Origin of the sequence: Actinomyces sp. HMSC08A09 (assembly GCF_001807465.1) — a bacterium.
GTDB classification, from domain to species: domain Bacteria; phylum Actinomycetota; class Actinomycetes; order Actinomycetales; family Actinomycetaceae; genus Actinomyces; species Actinomyces oris.
This window is the reverse complement of sequence record NZ_KV789088.1, coordinates 16,710-37,435: the sequence shown is the minus strand read 5'-3', so window position 1 is coordinate 37,435 and position 20,726 is coordinate 16,710. Positions and strand designations below refer to the sequence as shown.

Genomic DNA, 20,726 nt, shown 5'->3' with positions numbered 1-20,726 from the left:
GGGCTCGAGTCCGAGCTCGCCGCGCACATGGCCTACGCTTCCTCCTGGCGACGCGGGGCCCGCAGTGCCCTCCCGCCGTCCCCGCCCGACGTCGCACATCGCGAGCCCACAGGCGCCGTCGCGGCCCCAGGCTCATCCCGCTCCCGGGTACTCCGGGATTCCCTCAAGGAGATCACATGATGCTCACCCGCAGGACGTTCGCCCTGACCTCTCTGGGGCTGGCCGCCGCGGCCACCCTCGCCGCCTGCTCGTCGAAGTCGAAGGACGAGGCCACCGAGGAGGGCAAGATGGCGCTCATCGTCCCCGACGCGGGCGAGGCCGCCGCGGAGGCGCTGTCCAAGGCGGTGGAGGCATTCACCAAGGACACCAAGGTGGAGGTGGACATCAAGCCCGTCTCCGACGTCTCCCAGGAGCTGGCCCGCGGGATCACCGCCGAGCCGACCATCGACGTCGTCGTCCTCAACCCGGCCCAGCTGTCCAGTTACGCCGGCTCCCTGCACCCCTGGGACAAGGGGGCGGCTGCTGTCAAGGACGCGCACCCCGCGCTGCTGACCAGCGCCACCCGGCAGGAGAAGATCGCCGCGGCGCCCCGGGACGTCTCCACCCTCGCCCTGTACATCAACACCTCGCTGTGGTCGGCCGCGGGCCTGAGCGACTCGGACTACCCGACCACCTGGGAGCAGCTCGACCAGGTGGCCGCCAAGCTCACCTCCGGTGGGGTCGTCGGCCTGACCCTCGATGCCTCCTACGCGCGCGTGGGCGCCTTCCTCATCCAGGGCGGTGGGGGCCTGACCAGCGCCGACGGCACGAAGGCCACGGCCTCCTCCGAGGGCTCGGTGGCGGGCCTGACCCAGGTCAAGACGCTCCTGTCCTCCGGCTCGGCCGGATGGGGCGCCGACCTGCCCGCCGGTTCCGCCGCCGACGCCTTCGGCCAGGGACAGGCCGCCATGATGATCGAGACCGAGGCCCTGGTCAAGACCCTGGCGGACACCTACTCGGGCATCTCCTACAAGGTGGTCGAGCTGCCGGCCGGCAGCGGCGGCAAGGGGACCCTGCAGTTCCCCACCTTCTACGGCGTCGTCGAGGCCTCCAAGCACAAGGCCGACGCCATCAAGCTCGTGGAGTACCTTACCGCTGCCGAGCGGCAGGTGGCCCTGGCCGGCGCGGCGGGCACGGTTCCCGCCGGCAAGTCCGCCGGCGAGACCTGGAAAGGCAAGCACGCCGACCAGGCGGCCTTCCTGGCTGGCGTCGAGTACTCCCAGCCCGTGCCATCCGCCTCCGGCACTTCGGACATCATCGCCACCTTCGACAACGAGCTGCCCGGGCTGGCCGGGGGTGACCCGGCGAGCATCCTGGGCAGCGCCCAGGTGAACCTGCAGGCCGTCCTGTCCTGACCCCTGGCCGGCAGGGCTGGCTGGCGCCGCTGGGGCCACTCCGCGCGGCTGGGGACTTTCTCTTCCGGGTGGGGACATGTCACGCGTGCGGGGACAGGAATCCTGTCCCCGACGGCGTCGACTGTCCCCGGCTGCACAGAAATGTCCCCGGCCGTGCAGCCCTGTCCCGACGGCGCCGCCCGCCGGCCTCGGCCGGCGCTGCCTCGAAAGGTTCAGTTGAAGAACAGGGAGGCGAAAGGCCTCGTCTCCTAGTGCTCGGTCGTGATGATGACTTCGTGGTGAACCGGGAAGTTCACCGATCGGGCAATGAAGCAGTACTCGGCGGCGCGGTCGTGCAGCATGGCTGCGCTCTCAGGATCGTTGCCGGGAGCGATGGTCACTGCGGGGCGAAGGGTGACTGACGTGAACTCCCCGGTACCGCCCGGGTGCTCGGCCATGATGCCGGTAGGGGTATCCGAGTAGCCGGTGACGGTGACGCCCGCGTCTGCCGCGAAGTGGAGGTACCACAGCATGTGGCACTGTGAGAGCGAGGCGAGCAGGAGCTGTTCCGGGTTCCACTTGCGAGCGTCCCCTCGGAATGCTGGATCCGCCGATCCACGGATCACCGGCAGGTCGGCGGTGGTTCCCCGGACATCGTGATCGCGCGAGTAGTCGCGGTATCCGGATGTGCCCGTACCCAGGTTGCCCGTCCACTCCACGCGCACCGAATACTCATGATCTGGCATGCAGAAATTCTAAGGATGAGCCGGTTTGACGTCTACGGAGTGGCGAGCTCGGTGGGGGGGGGAGGGTTACGTCAAGGGGGTGGCATTCTCCGGTGGGGCCACTCCACGCGGCCGGGGACTTTCTCTTCCGGTCGGGGACGTTCCACGCGTGCGGGGACAGGAATCCTGTCCCCGACGGCGTCGACTGTCCCCGTTCGGAAGGACACGCACCCGGCCGTACAGAAATGTCCCCGGCCGTGCAGCCCTGTCCCGACGGCGTCGAATGCCCCCGGCCCCACAGGCCGCCACCTCGAGGCCACCTCAGGCGCCGAGCCTGGCCGCGTAACAACGAGGGCCCGAACCGTGACGGTCCGGACCCTCGGGCTGGAGCGGGTGACGGGAATCGAACCCGCGCTGTCAGCTTGGGAAGCTGAAGTTCTACCATTGAACTACACCCGCGTGGCACCAGTGGACGTGCGTCCCAGGTGCGTGCGGAAGTCTAACCCAGACTCCGGCCGTCTACGCAAATCGGCCTGCGCAGGGGCCTCGTGAACCGCGTCGACGACGCCTTTGCCCACTACACTCGCCAACGGATTCCCTGACGTCTTCATAGGTGTGATGAGCGCATGACCGATCCCTCCAACCCTCACGAGCCCACTGATCCGACTGGGCTCTCGGCGAGTCCCTGGCCGGACGTGCCGGCGCTGCCCGCGGGGCCCGCCCCCACGGACTACCCGTCAGGTGGGTACCCGCCCTACGGCGGCCCCTACGCTCCCGGCGCCCAGCCGGGGTATGACCCGCAAGGCGCTTACGGGCCCCAGCCCGGATACAACGCGCCTCCTGGCTATAGTGCACCTCCCGGCTACGGCCCCGTTCCCGCTTACGGTCCTCCCGGCTATCCGAGCAAGTCCAAGGTGGCCGCAGGCATCCTGGCGCTGTTCCTCGGCACTCTCGGGATCCACAACTTCTACCTGGGCTACACGGGAAAGGCTCTCTTCCAGCTCTTGGGCACGCTCTTGAGCTGCGGGTTCCTGGCGCTTCCGATTGCTATCTGGGCCTTCATTGAGGGCATCCTCATTCTGGTGGCCCGCCCCGGCGAGGCGCCGTGGGGCGTTGACGCCTCCGGCATGCCGCTGAGCAGCTGAGGCGCGCTCCGGTCCTCCCGGATCCCCCAGGGCCGGAATCCGTGTGACGCCTCCGGGAGGACCTGGCACAATCGGGCCCGTGCTGCTCTCAGACCGCGATATCCGCACCGAGCTCGACGCCGGACGGGTCGTCCTCGACCCCTACGACCCCGAGATGATTCAGCCGGCCTCCATCGATGTGCGCCTGGACCGCTGGTTCCGTCTCTTCGACAACCACCGCTACCCGGTCATCGACCCGGCCGCCGACCAGGAGGGGCTGACCCACCTCGTCGACGTCGGGGCCGACGAGCCCTTCGTCCTGCACCCCGGGGAGTTCGTCCTGGGCGCCACCTACGAGCGCATCACCCTGCCCGACGACGTCGCCGCCCGTCTGGAGGGCAAGTCGAGCCTGGGGCGCCTAGGGCTGCTGACCCACTCCACCGCCGGATTCATCGACCCCGGCTTCACCGGGCACGTCACCCTGGAGCTGTCCAACACGGCCACCATGCCCATCAAGCTCTGGCCGGGGATGAAGGTGGGACAGCTGTGCTTCTTCCGCCTGTCCAGCCCGGCCCAGGCCCCCTACGGCTCGGGCGCCACCGGCTCGCGCTACCAGGGCCAGCGCGGACCGACGGCCTCCCGCTCCCACCAGTCCTTCCACCGCACCCGCATCCCCGACACCCCGGCGGCCCCCGCCGATGGCGCCGCTCCCATCTCTCAGGAGAAGCACCTATGAGCGACTCGACCGACTTCGCCGTCTCCCTGCCCACCGACACCGGCACCTTCACCGCCGCCTCCATGCTGCCGGTCGGGCTGCTGGACACCAACCACGTCCTGCTCCTGGCTGATGACGTCGCCCCCGACGAGGTTGAGGCCCTGGCCCTGTCCCAGGACATCCAGTCCGGCTGGGTGGGGGTCTCCAGCCTCCAGCTCTTCCCCGGGGTCTCCCTGCTGGGGCCTTGGAAGGTCGACGCCGAGATGCGCCGCCTCCTGGGTGCGCCGGAGTGGACCACGCAGTTGATGATCCTGGACTGCCCCCGCATCCGTGCCGGCGCTCTGCCGGCTGAGCTCGCCGGCCTGGACCCGCTCTCCGACGCCTTCCCCCACGCCCAGCCCACGGGGGCCGAGCTGGTGGCCCTCACCCGACTGCGCGCCATCGCCCGACGCCTGGCCGGGGCCCTGCGGCTCATTCCGGGAGGGGACAGCGAGGACCCGGTGCTGGTCGAGCCCAGCCCGGAGGTCTCGGCCTCCCTGACCGTCTACGCGCCGGTGTGGCTCGGCCCGGAGGACCTGGTGGCCGTCCTGCAGCCCGTGGCCCCCGAGGTGAGCGCTGCGCTGGAGGCTGTTCAGCCGCGGGGCGCCGTCGGGCTGGACGCCATCGACCCCGAGCAGCTGGAGAGCCTCGTCGAGCGCATCGGCCCGGATGTTTTCGAGAAGGCCTGGCGCGGCTCGGAGAAGGTCCGCCAGGACACGATGCGCCAGGAGATCGTCGCCGCCGCCACCGGCAATGTCATTGAGGAGGTGCGTGACGGCTACGCGGTCGTCACCCCGGTCGACCCCGAGCACGAGGGCTGGGGGCGCATCGAGGTGCGTGCCGGCGCCACCGACGGGCTGCCCCTGGCCGTGCGCGGCGAGCCGTGGGCGCGCGGGGCGGTCCTGTCCTACGACCTGCGCTGGATCCCGCTGGACCAGGCCGACGCCTACGCCGAAGTGGTCTCCCGCTCCCGGCGCCGCGAGCGGCAGACCGCCCGGGACCTGGTCGAGGAGCTCGCCACCGTCCTGGTGACCGCCGTCTCCGGGGTGGCCGTGGACGACGATGGATTCCTCGTCTCCCTGGGCGAGGACGCCGCGGAGGCCTGAGCTGCCTCGCCAGGAGGCGTGGGTGCTGCACGGTCCCTTGAGGGCGCCGTCGTCTTGACCTGCTGAGCAAGGGCCGGGTGCCAGTCGATGAGGCGTGGGGCGCCCCGAGCCGTCCCGTGCGATGTGGAGCAGGCGGCCGGGGCGTGGTCGGCTGAATCGGGGACTGCGTTTCCCGCCCAGAACGTACTTCTCCTCCAGACGACTGAGGCCGTACCCCAGTCGTCTGGAGGAGAACGCAGTCCTCGTGGGAGAAGTAAGTCCCCGATCAGGAACGGAGCGGCGACACCCGCCCCGGTGGCCCTGATCCAGGGCGGGTCGGCCCCGCGGACTCGGGCTCGGGACGGGCTCGCTCGGCACCGGGCGTGGTGCGCGCCGTGAGACGCTCGATGCCGGCCCGAGCCCTTGCCGCGTCCCAGTGCCAGCCGGTGAAGCGGCGAGCCTCAACGAGCGAGCGGGCCCAGGCCACCGGCTCCTCGCCCCGCTGAGCCCCCACCGCCAGGTAGTGGCGCAGTAGGCCAGCAGCGGCCAGGGCGTCGTCGAGCGCATTGTGGTGGCGGCCGATCTCCACCCCGGCCACCTCGCAGCAGGTAGTCAGCCGGCGCGATGGCGTCGTCATGAAATGGCGCGCCCACTCCATCGTGCACACCCGCGGCACCCGCGCGCCGCGGTCGAGCAGCCCTCGCGTCCCCAGCGCCTGGGTGAGGAATCCGACGTCGAAGCGGGCATTGTGGGCCACCACCGCTCTCCCGGCCAGGTCGGCCACCAGTAGGTCGGCGACCTCATCGAAGCCGGGCGCCCCGATGAGCTCCTCGGCGACAAGACCGTGGATGTGGGTGGGGCCCACGTCCACACCCGCGCCGGGGTCGATGAGCGTGGACCAGCTGCGCTCGACGCGCCCGGCGGCGTCGGTCAGTACGAGCGCGACCTCCAGGATCGAGTCCGTTGTGGGGGACAGGCCGGTGGTCTCCAGGTCGACGACGGCATAGCCGACCCCGGTTGCCTCGGCCAGCTCCGCGGGTGTGGGAGTGGCGGCCGCCTGGCCGGGGGCCATGGGGGAGCAGGGGCGCAGCGGGCCGCGGTCGGCGGGTGGGCGGTGGTAGAAGGGCATCGCCCCGATCCTCTCGCGAGCCGGCAGGTTTCGCAGAGTTACGGCGCGCCGGGTCGCAGGCCTGGGTGGTCCGGGCCGGCTGTGGGCTGGTCCGGGTGGCTCCGGGCGGCCGGCTCTCGCGGCCGTGCCCTATGGTTCGCAGACGGAGGTCGGGGTCGGCCCCCGGGCGTAAGGTACGGTCGCGAGGGCGCTCGGCCGGCCGCGTCGAGAGCCGATCCCAGGTGAGGAGGAGCGATGACCACCCCGGATACCCCTCAGGCGCCGGCCCCTGCCCTGCCGGCGCTGGCCGCCTTCCCCTTCCCGACCGCTCTCGTCGTGACCGGCAGGTCCGCCGCCGGCGACGGCGTGCTCCTCGAGGCCGGGGACGTCGATGAGGTCTTCCCTTTCGCCTCGGTGACCAAGCCGATCGTTGCCTGGGCTGCCCTGGTCGCCGTCGACCGGGGACTGCTGGACCTGGGGGCCCCCGCCGGTTCGCCCGCGCCCGACGGCGCGACCATCGAGAACCTGCTGTCCCACTCCTCAGGGATCGCGGCCAACTCCGACGAGCGCCTGGCGGCCCCGGGCACGCGCCGCATCTACTCCAACCGCGGCATCGAGATCCTGGGGGAGCGGCTCGAGGAGGCCACCGGCACTCCCCTGGAGACCTGGGTGGAGACCACCGTGCTCGAGCCCCTGGGGATGGCCAGCGTCCTCATCCCCGGATCCCCCGCCCACTCCGGGGAGGGCAGCGCCCGCGACCTGTCCCTGTTCGCCCGCGAGCTGGCCGCGCCCAGGCTCGTCTCGCCCGCGCTCGCGCAGCGCGCCCGCACGCCGGTCCTGCCCGGCCTCGACGGCGTCCTCCCCGGGTACGGACGACAGACGCCCAACCCCTTCGGGCTGGGGGTGGAGGTGCGCGGAGCCAAGTCTCCGCACTGGACCGGGGCCGGTAACAGCGAGCAGACCTTCGGGCACTTCGGCCAGTCGGGCTCCTTCATCTGGGTGGATCCGGTCGCCGAGCGCCAGGCCGTCTTCCTGGGGGCCAAGCCCTTCGGGGCGGTTCACCGGCGGACCTGGTCCGAGCTCGGCGACCAGATCCTGGCCGTGTAGGCCTTGTAGACCCTGTCGTTCGTGGAGGGCAGGCTCACCGGCAACGGCGGCCCGGTGCCCGGCCCCGGCCCGTGGCCCTGGGTCTCAGCTGACCTCGACGATGACGGGGACGTGGTCGGAGGCGCCCTTGCCCTTGCGCTCGTCGCGGTCGATGGCGGCGCCGGTGACGCGGCCCGCCAGGGCCGGCGAGGCGTAGACGAAGTCAATGCGCATGCCCTCGTTCCTCGGGAAGCGCAGCTTCTGGTAGTCCCAGTAGGTGTAGTTGGTGACCCGCTCGTGCGTGACCTCACTCATGCCCACCTCGGCGAAGGCGGCGAAGGCCTCCCGCTCCGGCTCCGAGACGTGGGTGGCGCCCTCGAAGACGCTCATGTCCCACACGTCCTCATCACGCGGCGCCACGTTCCAGTCGCCCACCAGCGCCAGCGGCAGGTCGGGCTCGGCCTCGAGCCAGGCGGCGACGTCGTCGCGCAGCACCCGCAGCCAGTCGAGCTTGTACGTGTAGTGCGGGTGGGTGAGCTCGCGGCCATTGGGCACGTACAGGCTCCACAGACGCACCGGCGCCGCATCCGAGGCCGCACCCACTGTTGCCCCGAGCGCCCGGGCCTCCACGACCGGCTCAGCCTCGGGCTTGGCCGCCCAGGCGGGCTGGCCCGGGAAGGAGACGGCGACGTCGTCGAGGCCCACGCGTGAGGCGATCGCCACCCCGTTCCACTGGTTGAGCCCGTGGATGGCCAGCTCGTAGCCGGCGGCCTCGAAGGGCTCGACCGGGAACTGGTCGGGGCGGCACTTGATCTCCTGCATCGCCAAGGCATCGATGTCCTCACGCTCCAGGAAGGCCAGGACGCGGTCGACGCGGGTGCGGATGGAGTTGACGTTCCAGGTGGCCAGGCGCATGGCAGCAGAGTAGTCGGTGTCTGATTCCCATTGGGCACTCACCAATCGCTCGTAGTCTGCGGCCATGGGAACAGCACTTGTCACCGGGGCCACGAGCGGTCTCGGCCTGGAGATCGCCTGGCAGCTCGCCCAGGCCCGTCATGACCTCGTCCTCGTCGCGCGCACCCCCGAGCGGCTGCGGGTGGTGGCCGAGGAGATGCGCCAGTTCGCAGGCGTCCAGGTGGAGACTCTGCAGGCCGACCTGTCCAAGCGCGATGAGCTCGAGCGCGTCGCCGAGCGCCTGCAGGAGACGAGCAAGCCCGTGGGGCTCCTGGTCAACAACGCCGGCTTCGGGCTGGGGCAGCGCTTCGTCGGGGGAGACCTGAGCCGCGAGGAGGATGCCCTCAACGTCATGGTCCGAGCGGTCATGGTGGCCTCCCACGCTGCGGCCGGCGCCATGGTGGAGCGCGGCCGCGGCGCCATTCTCAACGTCTCCTCCATGACCGCGCACACCGCCATGGGTACCTATGCGGCCCACAAGGCCTGGGTGCTGCGCTTCACCGAGGGGCTGGCCGCCGAGCTCGCTGGCACTGGGGTGAGCGCCACGGCGCTGTGTCCGGGGCTGGTGCACACCGGGTTCCACGCCGCGGCCGGCATCGACGAGACCCAGTGGAAGGCGCCGCTGTGGTTGGACGCCGAGCGAGTGGCCATCGACGCTCTGGCGGCGGTGCGGCGCGGCCAGGTCATCTGCACCCCGAGCCTGCGCTACCGCAGTGCCAACGCCGTGCTGCGGCTGGCGCCCCGCTGGTTCGTGCGCCGGGTGGTCGGGCCGGAACGCTCCGGCCAGGGGCGCGACTGAGGCCGTCGGGGCTCGCCGGCGGCGCAAAGTGTCACAGATGGCGACTATTCGGGGGCGATCACCGTTGCTGCCGACCTTCCCAAGGCGCTGACCAGCGCAGACGCGGCGAGGTTGGCGGATGTTGGCGGATACTGCCTCCTAAAAGTCGCCAATCGTGACAGATCCGGGCGCGTGCACCGGCTCGCGGTCCGATCCCGTCGCGGAATCGCCCAGGGCTGAGCGCCCCCGCTGGTCAGGAGCGCCGTGACCTGCAACGATCGCACCATGGCTTCTATTACCTTCCACGGAGACCCCGTCAGCACCGTCGGCGAGCTGCCCGCTGTGGGCTCGGCCGCGCCCGCCTTCGACCTCGTGGGCGCCGACCTCGCCCCGGTCACCAGCCAGTCCCTGGCCGGTCGCCGCGTGGTCCTCAACATCTTCCCCTCGGTGGACACCGGGGTGTGCGCCGCCTCCGTGCGCCAGTTCAATAAGCTGGCCTCCGAGCTGGACAACACGACCGTGGTCTGCGTCTCCGCCGACCTGCCCTTCGCCGGATCCCGCTTCTGCGGCGCCGAGGGCCTCACCAACGTGGTCACCGGCTCGACCTTCCGCTCCACCTTCGGCGCCGACTACGGCGTCACCCTGGCCGACGGCCCGCTGGCCGGTCTGCTGTCGCGCGCTGTCGTGGTCCTCGACGAGTCCGGCAAGGTCGTCTACACCGAGCAGGTCCCCGAGGTCGGCCAGGAGCCCGACTACGACGCCGCCGTGGCCGCCCTGTCCTGACTCCTTCTTCCGCTGAGCCGCCAGGAGCCCGCCCCGTCCGCACCGCGCGGGCGAGGGCGGGCTCCTGTCCACAGTGGGTGTCTACCCGGCGCGCAGCCCCCGAGTCCCACTACCATCGGAGCCGTGAGCACCAACGACTCCCACATCACCCGCCTGGCCGAGCTCGTCAACGAGCTGTCCGTCGTCCGTGGCAAGGTCACCCTCGCCTCCGGCCTCGAGTCCGACTTCTACGTGGACATGCGCCGCGCCACCCTCCATCACGAGGCCGCCCCCCTCATCGGCCACGTCATGCTCGACATGCTCGAGGAGGCGGGCCTGGGCACCGACGAGATCGACGCCGTCGGCGGCCTGACCATGGGGGCCGACCCCGTGGCCGCCGCCATGCTGCACGCCGCGGCCTCGCGTGGCCTGGACCTGGACGCCTTCGTCGTGCGCAAGGCCGCCAAGGACCACGGCATGCGCCGTCGCATCGAGGGACCCGACGTCGCCGGACGCCGCGTGGTGGTCCTGGAGGACACCTCCACCACCGGCGGCTCACCCCTGGAGGCCGTCGAGGCCCTGCGCGAGGCTGGTGCCGACGTGCGGGCCGTGGCCGTCATCGTCGACCGGGCCACCGGCGCGCGCGAGCGCATCGAGGCCGCCGGCCTGCCCTACTACGCAGCGCTCGGTCTGGCCGACCTCGGCCTGGAGTGAGCACCCGACGACGCCCGCAGACGGTTGGGGCGGCCCCCGAGGCTCCCGCCGACCTGCCTGAGGGGGAGTACCTGCCCGCGGCGACCTCAGCAGATTCTGTGTCGGGCCCGGAGGAGGACCGGCCGGCCGACGTCCGTCAGGTCGGCGTCGGCCCCTGGCCCGGCGGCCCCGAGGCCTGGCCCGCCGACCCCCGCTATGACCGCGAGCTGCTCGCCGACGGCGACCGGCGCAATGTCGTCGACCGGTACCGCTACTGGACCATCGCGGCCATCCGCGCCGACCTGGCCGCCCGGGCCCACCGGCTGCACATCGCCATCGAGAACGTCAGCCAGGACCTCAACATCGGCTCCATCGTGCGCAGTGCCAACGCCTTCAACGTGGCCGGCGTCCACATCATCGGCCGACGCCGCTGGAACAAGCGCGGCGCCATGGTCACCAACCGCTACCTGGACGTGCGCCACCACCCCGAGCCCGGTGAGCTGCTCGCCTGGGCGCGGGCCGAGGGCTACGAGGTCATCGGCATCGACAACGGCCCCGGGGCCCAGCCCCTGGAGGCCGCCGACCTGCCCGAGCGCTGCCTCATGGTCTTCGGTTCCGAGGGGGAGGGCATCAGCCCCGAGCTGAGCGCCGGCTGCTCCCGACTGCTGCGCATCGGTCAGTACGGCTCCACCCGCTCCATCAACGTGGCGGCCGCCGCGGCCGTGGCCATGCACACCTGGATCCTCCAGCACGCGGGACCGGCGCCCGACTGACCCGGGGCCGTCGCGGCCCGCTGGGACGGCCCGCCCCGTGGGAGGCGGGGCCAAACCGCCCCTGAACAGAGGTCATGCTGCCGGACTGCTGCCTGACTGCTGCCTGACCGGCGCCCGACCTGGGACCATGATCCGGTTCACGTGGCCTCGAATTCGTGGAACAATCGGCCCCGCACCACTGACTCATACAGACATCAGGAGGCACCCAGTGGCCATTGCAACCCCGGAGTCCTACGCCGACATGCTTGACCGCGCGAAGGCCGGCAAGTATGCCATCCCCGCGATCAACGTCACCTCGTCCCAGACTCTGTCCGCCGCCCTCCAGGGCTTCACCGAGGCCGAGTCCGACGGCATCGTCCAGGTCTCCAACGGGGGCGCCGCCTACTGGTCCGGCTCCTCCCGCGCCGACAGGGTCAAGGGCTCCCTGGCCATGTCCGCCTACGCCTACTCGATCGCCGACCTGTACCCGATCACCTTCGCGCTGCACACGGACCACTGCCCGCGCAAGCTGGTCGACACCTGGCTCAGGCCGCTGCTCGAGATCGAGATCGAGCAGGCCAAGCGCGGCGAGCCCACCGCCTTCCAGTCCCACATGTGGGACGGCTCCGCCGAGACCCTCGACGACAACATCAAGCTCGCCGTCGAGCTGCTGGCCATGAGCAAGAAGGCCAACACCATCCTGGAGATCGAGATCGGCGCCGTCGGCGGCGAGGAGGACGGCATCAAGGGCGAGGAGAACGCCAACCTCTACACCACCGCCGACGACGCCTGGGCCGCCGTCGAGGCCCTGGGCCTGGGCGAGAACGGCCGCTACACCACGGCGCTGACCTTCGGCAACGTGCACGGCGCCTACAAGCCCGGCCACGTCAAGCTCCGCCCCGAGCTCCTGGGCGAGATCCAGGCCGACGTCGCCAAGCGCCTCGGCGACCGCCTGTCCTCCAAGGTCGGCGACAAGAGCTCGCCCTTCGACCTGGTCATGCACGGCGGCTCCGGCTCCACCGCCGAGGAGATCGCCACGGCCGTGCGCAACGGCGTCATCAAGATGAACGTGGACACCGACACCCAGTACGCCTTCACGCGCCCGGTGGCGGACCACATGTTCAAGAACTACGACGGCGTGCTCAAGATCGACGGCGAGGTCGGCTCCAAGAAGGCCTACGACCCGCGCGCCTGGGGCAAGGCCGCTGAGGAGGGCATGGCCGCCCGCGTCGTCGAGGCCTGCGAGCGCCTCGGCTCCGTCGGCTCCGCCCGCAAGTGAGTCCCCACCCCGCACAGGGGTGAACGGCGACTGATCGCTGTACGTGGCCCCGGCACCCATGCGGTGCCGGGGCCACGTCCTGCTTGCGCAGGGGTCGGTGGGAAGGTTCTCGACGACGAACTGACCGATCGTTGCATAGTTGCAGAAGGTGTCGGTGAAGGAAGCGCCTATCGGAGCAAGGAGTGGAATGAGCGGTCTGACAAGGAAAACAGGGTGCCGCACGAAGGATCCCAAACTGAGACCCAGGCCACTGATTGCAAACCTTGCAGCAATGCGGGCGGAAATGTGCCATGATAGGTCGTCGCCGTTGAACCGACGGCTCCGCCGCCGGCGACACGGCAGTCGCGCCTTGCGGACGCCTCTGTCCGCGCCTGTCCCATGCGTCCAAAGGAGGACCCCAATGCGACTCATCTCCCGCCGCTCCATGCTCGGTGGAACTGCTGCGATCGCTGTCGCCGCGACCCTGGCGGCCTGCTCGAAGGGCTCGTCCGGCTCGGACGGCGCCGGAGGCGTCTACTTCCTCAACTTCAAGCCCGAGTCGGAGCAGGCCTTCAAGGACATCGCGGCCGCCTACACCAAGAAGACCGGTGTGAACGTCAAGGTCGTCACCGCCGCTTCCGGCACCTACGAGCAGACCCTGAAGTCCGAGGTCGCCAAGTCCAACCCGCCCACGCTGTTCAACCTCAACGGCCCTGTGGGCTACGGCAACTGGAAGGACTACGCCTCCGACCTGTCCGACGCCGACTTCACCAAGCAGCTGACGGATGAGTCCATGGCCCTCAAGGGCGACGAGGGCAAGATCGTGGGCGTCCCGCTGGCCATCGAGGGCTACGGCATCATCTACAACGCCGCCATCCTCAAGAAGTACTTCGGCATGGAGGGTGCCAAGGCCACCTCCGTCGACCAGATCAAGGGCTTTGACAAGCTCAAGGAGGTCGTCGAGGACATGCAGGCCAAGAAGGCCGACCTCGGTATCGAGGGCGTCTTCGCCGCGACCTCGCTGTCCCCCGGTGAGGACTGGCGCTGGCAGACCCACCTGGCCAACTACCCCGTCTACTACGAGTACCGCGACGCCAAGGTCGACGACCTCGACGAGGTCAAGCTGACCTACTCGGACAACTACAAGAAGATCTTCGACCTCTACCTTAACAACTCCACCATCAAGCCCACCGAGGCCAGCGCCAAGACGGTCACCGACTCCATGGCCGACTTCGCCCTGGGCAAGGCCGCCATGGTCCAGAACGGCAACTGGGGCTGGTCGCAGATCTCCGAGGTCTCCGGCAACACGGTCAAGGCCGAGGACGTCCACTTCATGCCGATCTACGTCGGCGTCTCCGGAGAGGACAAGTCCAACATCGCCATCGGCACCGAGAACTACCTGACGATCAACTCCCAGGCCGCCGAGGGCGACCAGAAGGCCACCAAGGACTTCCTCACCTGGCTGTTCACCGATGCCGAGGGTTCCAAGATGGCCGCCGAGAAGCTCAGCATCATCGCGCCCTACAAGGCATACGCCGAGCTGGCCCCCTCCGACCCGCTGGGCAAGGAGGTCTCCGCGGCCATCAACAACAAGGACCTCACGCCCGTCAAGTGGGTCTTCCCGACCTTCCCGAGCCAGGACTTCAAGGACCAGCTCGGCCAGCACCTGGCGCAGTACGCCTCCGGCAGCGAGGACTGGGCGAAGGTCAAGGACTTCTTCGTGACCACCTGGGCCTCGGAGAAGAAGGCGTCCAAGGAGGGCTGACATCTCAGAGTCGCTCGAGCCCACCGCCGAGGGTGCTGCTCCAGCGGGCATTGCGACGGCGACTCATCTCCCCATCCCCTCTCCTGTCGGGGCGGCACGTTCGAGCCGTTCGTCTCGCACGCTGCCGCCCCGGTGGGAGCTCTCTGGTACCCGCCCACGCAGGCGGTTGCCGGTCGCACCTCGAGGTAGTTATGACCAAGGCACTGAAAAAGTTCTTCCCAGTATTTGCAGGGCCAACCCTGTTGGCCTTCATGATCGCGTTCATCGTCCCCTTCTTCATGGGGCTCTATCTCTCCTTCACCAAGTTCAGCACCCTCACCAATGCGCGGTTCGTGGGCACTGACAACTACGCCAGGGCCCTGGGGGAGCGCAGCGACTTCCCGCAGGCGCTCGTTTTCACTGCCGTTGTCTCGATCATCTCGATCATCACGGTGAACCTGGGGGCCTTCGCCCTGGCCTACTTCCTGACCCGCAAGCTGCGCGGCACCAACTTCTTCCGTGCCGTCTTCTTCATGCCCAACCTCATCGGCGGCATCGTCCTGGGCTACACCTGGCAGGTGATGCTCAATGCGCTCCTGCAGCGCTGGGGCCAGACGATCGTCAACGACTGGCGACTGGGGCTGGCCGGACTGGTCATGCTCGTCAACTGGCAGCTCATGGGCTACATGATGGTCATCTACATCGCCGGTCTGCAGAATGTGCCGCCCGAGCTCATCGAGGCCTCGCAGATCGACGGCGCCAGCAGGTGGCAGACGCTGCGCAACGTGACGCTGCCGATGATTATGCCCTCGATCACCATCTGCCTGTTCCTCACTCTGGCCAACACCTTCAAGATGTACGACCAGAACCTCGCCCTGACCAACGGTGCGCCCGCTAAGCAGACTCAGATGGCCGCGCTCAGCATCGTCAACACGATGTACAAGAAGATCGGCCAGGAGGGTGTCGCCCAGGCCGAGGCCGTCATCTTCTTCCTCATCGTCGCCGCCATCGCGCTCATCCAGCTGAGCGCCACTCGTTCCAAGGAGGTCGACGCGTGAGCACCGCCGTCAAGACTCAGTCCCCCGCTTCAGCCGCCCCTGCCGGTCAGAAGGTCGCTCCGCAGACGACGGGGCAGAAGACACTCGTGGGGCTGCTGGCCGTCCTGGCCTTCGTGTGGGTCATCCCGCTGGCCTTCATCGTCATCAACTCCTTCAAGGGCAAGTTCTACATCTCCGACAGCCCCTTCGCCCTGCCGACGGCGAAGACCTTCGCCGGCCTGGACAACTACGCCACCGGCCTGGCCCTGTCGGGCTTCGCCAGCGCCATGGGCTGGTCGCTGTTCATCACCGTGGGCTCCGTCGTCGTCATCGTGTCCCTCACGGCGATGACCGCCTACTACATCACCCGCATCAAGACGTGGTGGACCTCCATGATCTACTACGCCTTCGCCTTCTCCATGATCGCTCCCTTCCAGATGGTCATGTTCCCCACCGTCAAGGTGGCCGACCAGCTCGGCCTGGCCACTCCCTGGGGCATGATCGTCCTCTACCTCGGTTTCGGTGGGGGGCTGTCGGTGTTCCTGTTCGCCGGCTTCATCAAGTCGATCCCCATGGAGATCGAGGAGGCCGCCTACATGGACGGCTGCTCGCCCCTGCAGACCTACTTCAAGGTGGTCATGCCGCTGCTCAAGCCGACGGCGGTCACGGTGGCGATCCTCAACGCCATGTGGGTGTGGAACGACTTCCTCCTGCCCAACCTCGTCATCGGCCAGGACGAGCGCTACAAGACGGTTCCGATCGTCATCCAGTCCCTCGTCGGCTCCAACGGCAACCGGGACATGGGTGCCCAGATGGCCATGCTCGTCTTCGCCATCGTCCCGATCGTCGCCTTCTACCTCTTCGGTCAGAAGCACATCATCGAGGGTGTGGCCGCGGGGGCGGTCAAGGGCTGATCCCCTCATAGCTGCTCTGATACGGGCGGTTCTCAAGGCCCCACTTCCGGCCTGGAGAACCGCCCGTATCATGTCCACCTGTTACTGCCCGAGTCCCCACGAAGGAGCCCCTGTGGCGCTGTTCCCCGGCCCTGACAGCCCGGCCTACCGGGCCTGGTCCGCAGCGGCGGATGTCGTCATCCTCAACGTCCTCACCCTGGCGGGCTGCCTGCCGGTGGTGACGGCGGGCGCCTCCCTGACGGCCTGCGCCCGGGTGGCCGGTGAGATGGTGGCCGACGACGATCCGGCGGTCATGAGCACCTGGTGGCGCTCCTTCCGTCTCAACCTGCGCCAGTCCCTGGCCTGGTGGCTGCCGGTACTCGTCCTGGTGGCCCTGAGTGCCTGGGAGTACCTGCTCCTGTCCGACTCCTCCCTGGGGGAGAACAACGGCGGAGTAAGCGGTTCACTGTCCGGGCTGGTGCTGGCCGGGGGAGTGCTCCTGGCCGCGATCCTCGTCTGGCTGCTGCCGCTGGCCGCCTTCTTCGACGCACCGGTCTCCCGGCACTTGTCCAATGCGCTTCGTCTCGCGGTGGGGCGTCTTGGAGTCACCGTGCTCGCTCTGGTGATTGTGGCGGCGCCCACGATCGTCTTCTGGGGGCTGGCGGCCTCGCGGGCCGCGGTCGCCTGGTTCATGGTTCTGATCGGGCCGGCTTTCCAGGCCTATCTCATCGCCCTGCTGCAGCGCTCCACCATGGTGGCGCTCCGCGGTGCTTCGACGTCGGAGTCCTGAATGATGCGAGCGCGCTTTCGGTGAGTGCGGCGTCATCACGCAGCGTCATGGCCCCGGAATCATTCGATTCCGGGGCCATGCGTCTGGGGGAGCTCGTCAGAACCGCGGGCCGGGCTGGCCCGGCTGGTTGGTGTAAGGCGGCTGGTAGGGCTGAGCCTGCTGGTAGGGCTGTGACGTTGGCTGTCCCTGCTGGTAGGGCTCGGTGTAGCCGGGCTGGTAGGGCTGCGGCGTCGGCTGGCCCGGCTGGTAGGGCTCGGTGTAGCCGGGCTGGAAGGGCTGGGTGGCGGGCTCGGCATAGCCGGGCTGGAAGGGCTGTGGCATCGGCTGGCCGAAGGGTGCCTGGTTGGGGTCGTAGACCTGAGCGGCAGCCGCGTAGGCAACGAGCTGGGACTGCTTCTTCTTCCTCTGGTTCATGACGAGCACGCCCACAACGCCACCCACGATGGCCACGGCAAGCGAACCGATCAGGATCCAGACCCACACGGGAATGGAACCGCTGTCCTCCTCTGCCGCTGCGCCCTGCGAGCTGCCTGCCGCTGCGCTCTTGGCGGGCTTGTCCTTCCCCTTGACCTCATGCTTGTCGTTGTCCTTGAAGGAGACCTTGGTGCCCTCGACCGTGCCGCCGTCGGCCTCGGTGACCTTACCCGGGAAGGTGACTGACTGAGAGATCTCGGTGACGTCCTCGTCGCTGATGCTGTCGAAATTCAGCGTCTGAACGATGTACTCGTCGCCCTCGTGCTTGATGTTCTTCGAGGACGTGGAGATGGAGTCGGTCCCCTCCATCGTGCATGTGCGGGTGCCGTCCTTCTCCACGAACTTCACCTTGAAGTCATCGTAGGGCGAGTCCTTGACGGTGGATGAGTCCTTGTTGCACATGCTCTTGCTGAGCGCCGGGATGGAGCCGCTCTCCGACATCGTGAGCTTCACGGAGAACGTGTTGTCCTCCTTGATGACGATGTCGCTGGAAATGCGGAAGTTCGTGTCGTCATCAGCTGCGGGGAGGGAGGACGCCGGAGTACCGATCAGGGCCAGGACGGCGAATACGGTCATGGCGACGAGGCCCGCCAGCGCAGGGCGCCGTGTGGAGCTGCGGTGGGCGGTGACATGAGGCATGTCCCCACCGTATCGTCTCCTGTTTCTGTTGGTGGGGGACGCCGGTGGGGACCTCTCCACCCGGCTCCGGTAGGCTAGAGGACGGTGTGTCCACCGGCACGCCGTCACTGAAGTCAGGGAGCAGCCATGCCAGCCGTTGTCGTCGTCGGGACCCAGTGGGGAGACGAGGGAAAGGGCAAGGCGACTGACCAGCTCGGTCAGGACGTCGACTACGTCGTGAAGTTCAACGGCGGCAACAACGCCGGACACACCGTCGTCATCGACGGTGAGAAGTTCGCCTTCCACCTCCTGCCGGCCGGTGTGCTCACCCCCGGGGTCACCCCCATCATCGGTAACGGCGTCGTCGTCGACCTGGAGGTCCTCTTCAACGAGATCGCTGAGATCACCTCCCGTGGCAAGGACGCCTCCAGCCTCCTCATCAGCGCCAACGCCCACATCATCCCCTCCTACAACCGGGTTCTGGACCGCACCACCGAGCGCTTCCTGGGCGCGCGTCAGCTGGGCACCACCGGCCGTGGGATCGGACCGACGTATGCGGACAAGATGAACCGCGTGGGCATCCGCGTCCAGGACCTCTTCGACGAGTCGATCCTGCGTCAGAAGGTGCACTCCGCTCTGGACCAGAAGAACAGCCTCTTCCTCAAGGTCTTCAACAGGGCCGCCATCGATGCCGACGCCGTCGCCGACGAGCTGCTGTCGTACGCGGATCGGGTCCGGCCCATGGTCGTCGACTGCTCCCTGGTGCTCAACCACGCCCTCGATCAGGGCAAGACCGTCCTGTTCGAGGCCGGCCAGGCCACGATGCTCGACATCGACCACGGCACCTACCCCTTCGTCACCTCCTCCAACCCCACTGCCGGCGGCGCCTGCACGGGTACCGGCGTGGGGCCCACCCGGATCGACTCGGTCGTCGGTGTCGTCAAGGCCTACACGACCCGCGTGGGGGAGGGGCCCTTCCCCACTGAGCTGCTTGACGACATGGGGGAGCGCCTTCGCACCGAGGGCGGTGAGTACGGGGTCACCACCGGCAGGCCGCGGCGCTGCGGCTGGCACGACGCCGTCGTCACCCGCTACGCGGCACGCGTCAACGGGCTGACCGATCTGGTGATGACTAAGCTCGACGTCCTCACCGGGCACAAGACCATTCCGGTGTGCGTCGCCTATGACATCGACGGCACCGTCACCCAGGAGATGCCGCTGACCCAGTCCGGCTTCCACCACGCCGTCCCCGTCTACGAGGAGCTGCCCGGCTGGAGTGAGGACATCAGCGAGGTCCGCCGCTTCGCCGACCTGCCTCAGGCGGCCCAGGACTACGTGTTGCGCATTGAGGAGCTGGCCCGCTGCCGTATCTCCGCCATCGGCGTCGGGCCGGGTCGCGAGGCCACGATCTCCCGTCACTCGCTCATCGGGTGACGTGAGGGCGCGGCGTCAGCGATAGCGGCTGCTCGACGGCGCCGCGCTCAGGAAGCGGAATAGAGAGCTTCCGGGAGCGTGTCCACCGTGGGCCGACCGCAGTGCTGCCAGCATGATGACCATTGTGATGCGTGCTGGGGCAGCCCGGGAGCGATGGCCCTTTCCAGGGCCGATCCTTCTCCGATGTCCTCGTCGTGGGCTGCATCGATCCGGACCTGCTGTCGGGGAGTCATCATGCGAGCCGGATTGACGCCCACCCGAGTCTGAGCCTCAGTAGCCGCTGTACCCGTTGTGGTTCGGTGGAAACTGCGGAGCGGGGGCCGGTCCCTGAGACTGCGGCGGCTGATACTGCTGAGGGGCAGCTGAGTAGCCGGGCTGAGCGGGAGGTGGGCCTGCCTGCGCTGGAGAGGGGAAGGCGGCCGGATGGGAAGTGGGCATAAGAGTGCTTGCCTGAAGCGACTGCTGCCCCAGCGCATCCAGGTACTTCTTCTCCCGGCTCTTCTTGAGCGTGTTGCTGACGATAGCGACAACTCCTTCGACCACAGCAATCACAATGAGTGTCACGACGATAGCTCCCCTCCCGCCCGATGACTGCGACGAGGACGTAGAACCGGGGGTGGCCGTCGAACTGGATGAGGATGCCGAGCTGGATGCGGGCGTCGAACTGGGCGAGGGTGTCGAGCTGGGCTGAGACGCCGCCTGGGCGGTGTCCTTGCCGCGGGCCTTCTGATTGTAGAAGCTGCTGAAGGAGACCTTGTTCTGTTGATCTCCCTCGACCTTGCCCCCTCCGGATTCCGTCACCTTACCGGGGAAGACGACTGTGAGGGAGAAGGTGTCGGCGCTGCCGTCCTTGGGTGCGGAGTCATCATGGGTGTCGACGACGTACTCGTCTCCGTCATGAGTCACGTAGTTGTTCCTGGATACGGGGGTGGTGTACGTGGCCTTGCAGGTCGGAGTCCCGTTGTCGTTGGTGAACGTAATGTCGGGTGGGGTGGCGGCCTGTGAGAACGTCTCTTGGACGCAGTCCTCCTTCAGGCTCTTTTCTCTGGAGGCCGGTGACGTGATCGTGATGGTGGTCGTCAGCTCTTCATCGGACTTGATGGCGAGCTCGAAGTTGATTTTCTCCTGGCTCGTGAGCTGTGCAGGTAGCGCGGCGCTGGTGGGGCTTGCCGCCACCGCCAGGAAGAGCGAGGCGGCCAGACAGAGCATCCCGACGAGACTCGTCGCGGGGTTGTGTCTCAGGGCGAGATAACGCATGTACAGCCTTCGAATGGTGCGGGTCGG

The 20,726-nt window shown here is 68.6% G+C and carries 20 protein-coding genes and 1 tRNA gene; 15 read left to right on the top strand and 6 right to left on the bottom strand.

Features of this window, described 5'->3' with window-relative positions:
- Positions 1-176: 176 nt before the first annotated feature.
- Positions 177-1,394 (top strand): sugar ABC transporter substrate-binding protein, encoded by a 1,218-nt coding sequence (locus HMPREF3165_RS01790; protein WP_070510426.1) that lies wholly within the window; start codon positions 177-179, stop codon positions 1,392-1,394.
- Positions 1,395-1,642: 248 nt separating this feature from the next.
- Here HMPREF3165_RS01790 and HMPREF3165_RS01785 read toward each other — a convergent pair whose 3' ends face one another.
- Both HMPREF3165_RS01785 and HMPREF3165_RS01780 read right to left on the bottom strand, forming a co-directional pair.
- Complete coding sequence (locus HMPREF3165_RS01785; protein WP_070510424.1) at positions 1,643-2,119, bottom strand: OsmC family protein; 477 nt, start codon at positions 2,117-2,119, stop codon at positions 1,643-1,645.
- 364 nt (positions 2,120-2,483) lie between these two features.
- Positions 2,484-2,557 (bottom strand) — tRNA-Gly (locus HMPREF3165_RS01780).
- Positions 2,558-2,724: 167 nt separating this feature from the next.
- On the opposite strand from HMPREF3165_RS01780, the gene HMPREF3165_RS13575 reads away from it, so the two are divergent.
- From HMPREF3165_RS13575 to HMPREF3165_RS01765, 3 genes are all read left to right on the top strand, one after another.
- Positions 2,725-3,243 carry a TM2 domain-containing protein gene (locus HMPREF3165_RS13575; protein WP_256274758.1) on the top strand — a complete coding sequence of 173 codons (519 nt, stop codon included), beginning with the start codon at positions 2,725-2,727 and terminating at the stop codon, positions 3,241-3,243.
- A gap of 79 nt (positions 3,244-3,322) precedes the next feature.
- Positions 3,323-3,958 (top strand): dCTP deaminase, encoded by a 636-nt coding sequence (gene dcd / locus HMPREF3165_RS01770; RefSeq protein WP_009406034.1) that lies wholly within the window; start codon positions 3,323-3,325, stop codon positions 3,956-3,958.
- Positions 3,955-5,082, top strand: coding sequence for a hypothetical protein (locus HMPREF3165_RS01765; protein WP_070510420.1), 1,128 nt, complete (start codon positions 3,955-3,957; stop codon positions 5,080-5,082). The genes dcd and HMPREF3165_RS01765 overlap by 4 nt, the downstream gene beginning before the upstream one ends.
- Positions 5,083-5,347: 265 nt before the next feature.
- On the opposite strand, the gene HMPREF3165_RS01760 is transcribed toward HMPREF3165_RS01765, so the two are convergent.
- Positions 5,348-6,190: a 3'-5' exonuclease gene (locus tag HMPREF3165_RS01760; protein ID WP_070510418.1), complete on the bottom strand. Its 843-nt coding sequence runs from the start codon at positions 6,188-6,190 to the stop codon at positions 5,348-5,350.
- Between the two features lie 234 nt (positions 6,191-6,424).
- Here HMPREF3165_RS01760 and HMPREF3165_RS01755 point away from each other — a divergent pair, with 234 nt between their 5' ends.
- A complete protein-coding gene (locus HMPREF3165_RS01755) occupies positions 6,425-7,276 on the top strand; it encodes a serine hydrolase domain-containing protein (protein ID WP_070510417.1) in 852 nt (283 codons plus the stop codon).
- An 84-nt stretch (positions 7,277-7,360) separates the two neighbouring features.
- On the opposite strand, the gene HMPREF3165_RS01750 is transcribed toward HMPREF3165_RS01755, so the two are convergent.
- A complete protein-coding gene (locus tag HMPREF3165_RS01750) occupies positions 7,361-8,170 on the bottom strand; it encodes an exodeoxyribonuclease III (protein WP_070510415.1) in 810 nt (269 codons plus the stop codon).
- Between the two features lie 64 nt (positions 8,171-8,234).
- On the opposite strand from HMPREF3165_RS01750, the gene HMPREF3165_RS01745 reads away from it, so the two are divergent.
- The 9 genes from HMPREF3165_RS01745 to HMPREF3165_RS01705 all read left to right on the top strand — a co-directional run bounded on the left by HMPREF3165_RS01745 (position 8,235) and on the right by HMPREF3165_RS01705 (position 16,916).
- Complete coding sequence (locus tag HMPREF3165_RS01745) at positions 8,235-9,008, top strand: SDR family NAD(P)-dependent oxidoreductase (protein ID WP_070510414.1); 774 nt, start codon at positions 8,235-8,237, stop codon at positions 9,006-9,008.
- A gap of 264 nt (positions 9,009-9,272) precedes the next feature.
- Positions 9,273-9,770, top strand: coding sequence for a thiol peroxidase (gene tpx / locus HMPREF3165_RS01740; RefSeq protein WP_070510467.1), 498 nt, complete (start codon positions 9,273-9,275; stop codon positions 9,768-9,770).
- Positions 9,771-9,893: 123 nt separating this feature from the next.
- The gene (pyrE, locus tag HMPREF3165_RS01735; RefSeq protein WP_070510411.1) at positions 9,894-10,463 is read left to right on the top strand and encodes an orotate phosphoribosyltransferase; all 570 of its coding nucleotides are present in this window, start codon (positions 9,894-9,896) and stop codon (positions 10,461-10,463) included.
- Positions 10,464-10,516: 53 nt separating this feature from the next.
- Positions 10,517-11,215: a TrmH family RNA methyltransferase gene (locus HMPREF3165_RS01730; RefSeq protein ID WP_070510465.1), complete on the top strand. Its 699-nt coding sequence runs from the start codon at positions 10,517-10,519 to the stop codon at positions 11,213-11,215.
- 208 nt (positions 11,216-11,423) lie between these two features.
- The gene (gene fbaA / locus HMPREF3165_RS01725) at positions 11,424-12,473 is read left to right on the top strand and encodes a class II fructose-bisphosphate aldolase (protein ID WP_070510409.1); all 1,050 of its coding nucleotides are present in this window, start codon (positions 11,424-11,426) and stop codon (positions 12,471-12,473) included.
- A gap of 400 nt (positions 12,474-12,873) precedes the next feature.
- Positions 12,874-14,217, top strand: a complete 1,344-nt coding sequence (locus HMPREF3165_RS01720; protein WP_070510407.1) for an ABC transporter substrate-binding protein — start codon at positions 12,874-12,876, stop codon at positions 14,215-14,217.
- A 191-nt stretch (positions 14,218-14,408) separates the two neighbouring features.
- Positions 14,409-15,254: a carbohydrate ABC transporter permease gene (locus tag HMPREF3165_RS01715; protein ID WP_070510405.1), complete on the top strand. Its 846-nt coding sequence runs from the start codon at positions 14,409-14,411 to the stop codon at positions 15,252-15,254.
- On the top strand, positions 15,251-16,147 hold the full coding sequence (locus tag HMPREF3165_RS01710; RefSeq protein WP_070510404.1) for a carbohydrate ABC transporter permease: 897 nt from the start codon (positions 15,251-15,253) through the stop codon (positions 16,145-16,147). Before HMPREF3165_RS01715 ends, HMPREF3165_RS01710 begins: the two co-directional genes overlap by 4 nt.
- A 112-nt stretch (positions 16,148-16,259) precedes the next feature.
- Positions 16,260-16,916, top strand: coding sequence for a MusI family membrane protein (locus HMPREF3165_RS01705; protein WP_070510402.1), 657 nt, complete (start codon positions 16,260-16,262; stop codon positions 16,914-16,916).
- Positions 16,917-17,012: 96 nt separating this feature from the next.
- On the opposite strand, the gene HMPREF3165_RS01700 is transcribed toward HMPREF3165_RS01705, so the two are convergent.
- Positions 17,013-18,029, bottom strand: coding sequence for an LppM family (lipo)protein (locus tag HMPREF3165_RS01700; RefSeq protein ID WP_070510400.1), 1,017 nt, complete (start codon positions 18,027-18,029; stop codon positions 17,013-17,015).
- Positions 18,030-18,155: 126 nt separating this feature from the next.
- On the opposite strand from HMPREF3165_RS01700, the gene HMPREF3165_RS01695 reads away from it, so the two are divergent.
- On the top strand, positions 18,156-19,442 hold the full coding sequence (locus tag HMPREF3165_RS01695; RefSeq protein ID WP_070510398.1) for an adenylosuccinate synthase: 1,287 nt from the start codon (positions 18,156-18,158) through the stop codon (positions 19,440-19,442).
- Between the two features lie 270 nt (positions 19,443-19,712).
- Here the strand turns inward: HMPREF3165_RS01695 and HMPREF3165_RS12600 are convergent, their stop codons facing one another.
- Positions 19,713-20,699: a hypothetical protein gene (locus tag HMPREF3165_RS12600; RefSeq protein ID WP_083303143.1), complete on the bottom strand. Its 987-nt coding sequence runs from the start codon at positions 20,697-20,699 to the stop codon at positions 19,713-19,715.
- Between the last annotated feature and the right edge of the window lie 27 nt (positions 20,700-20,726).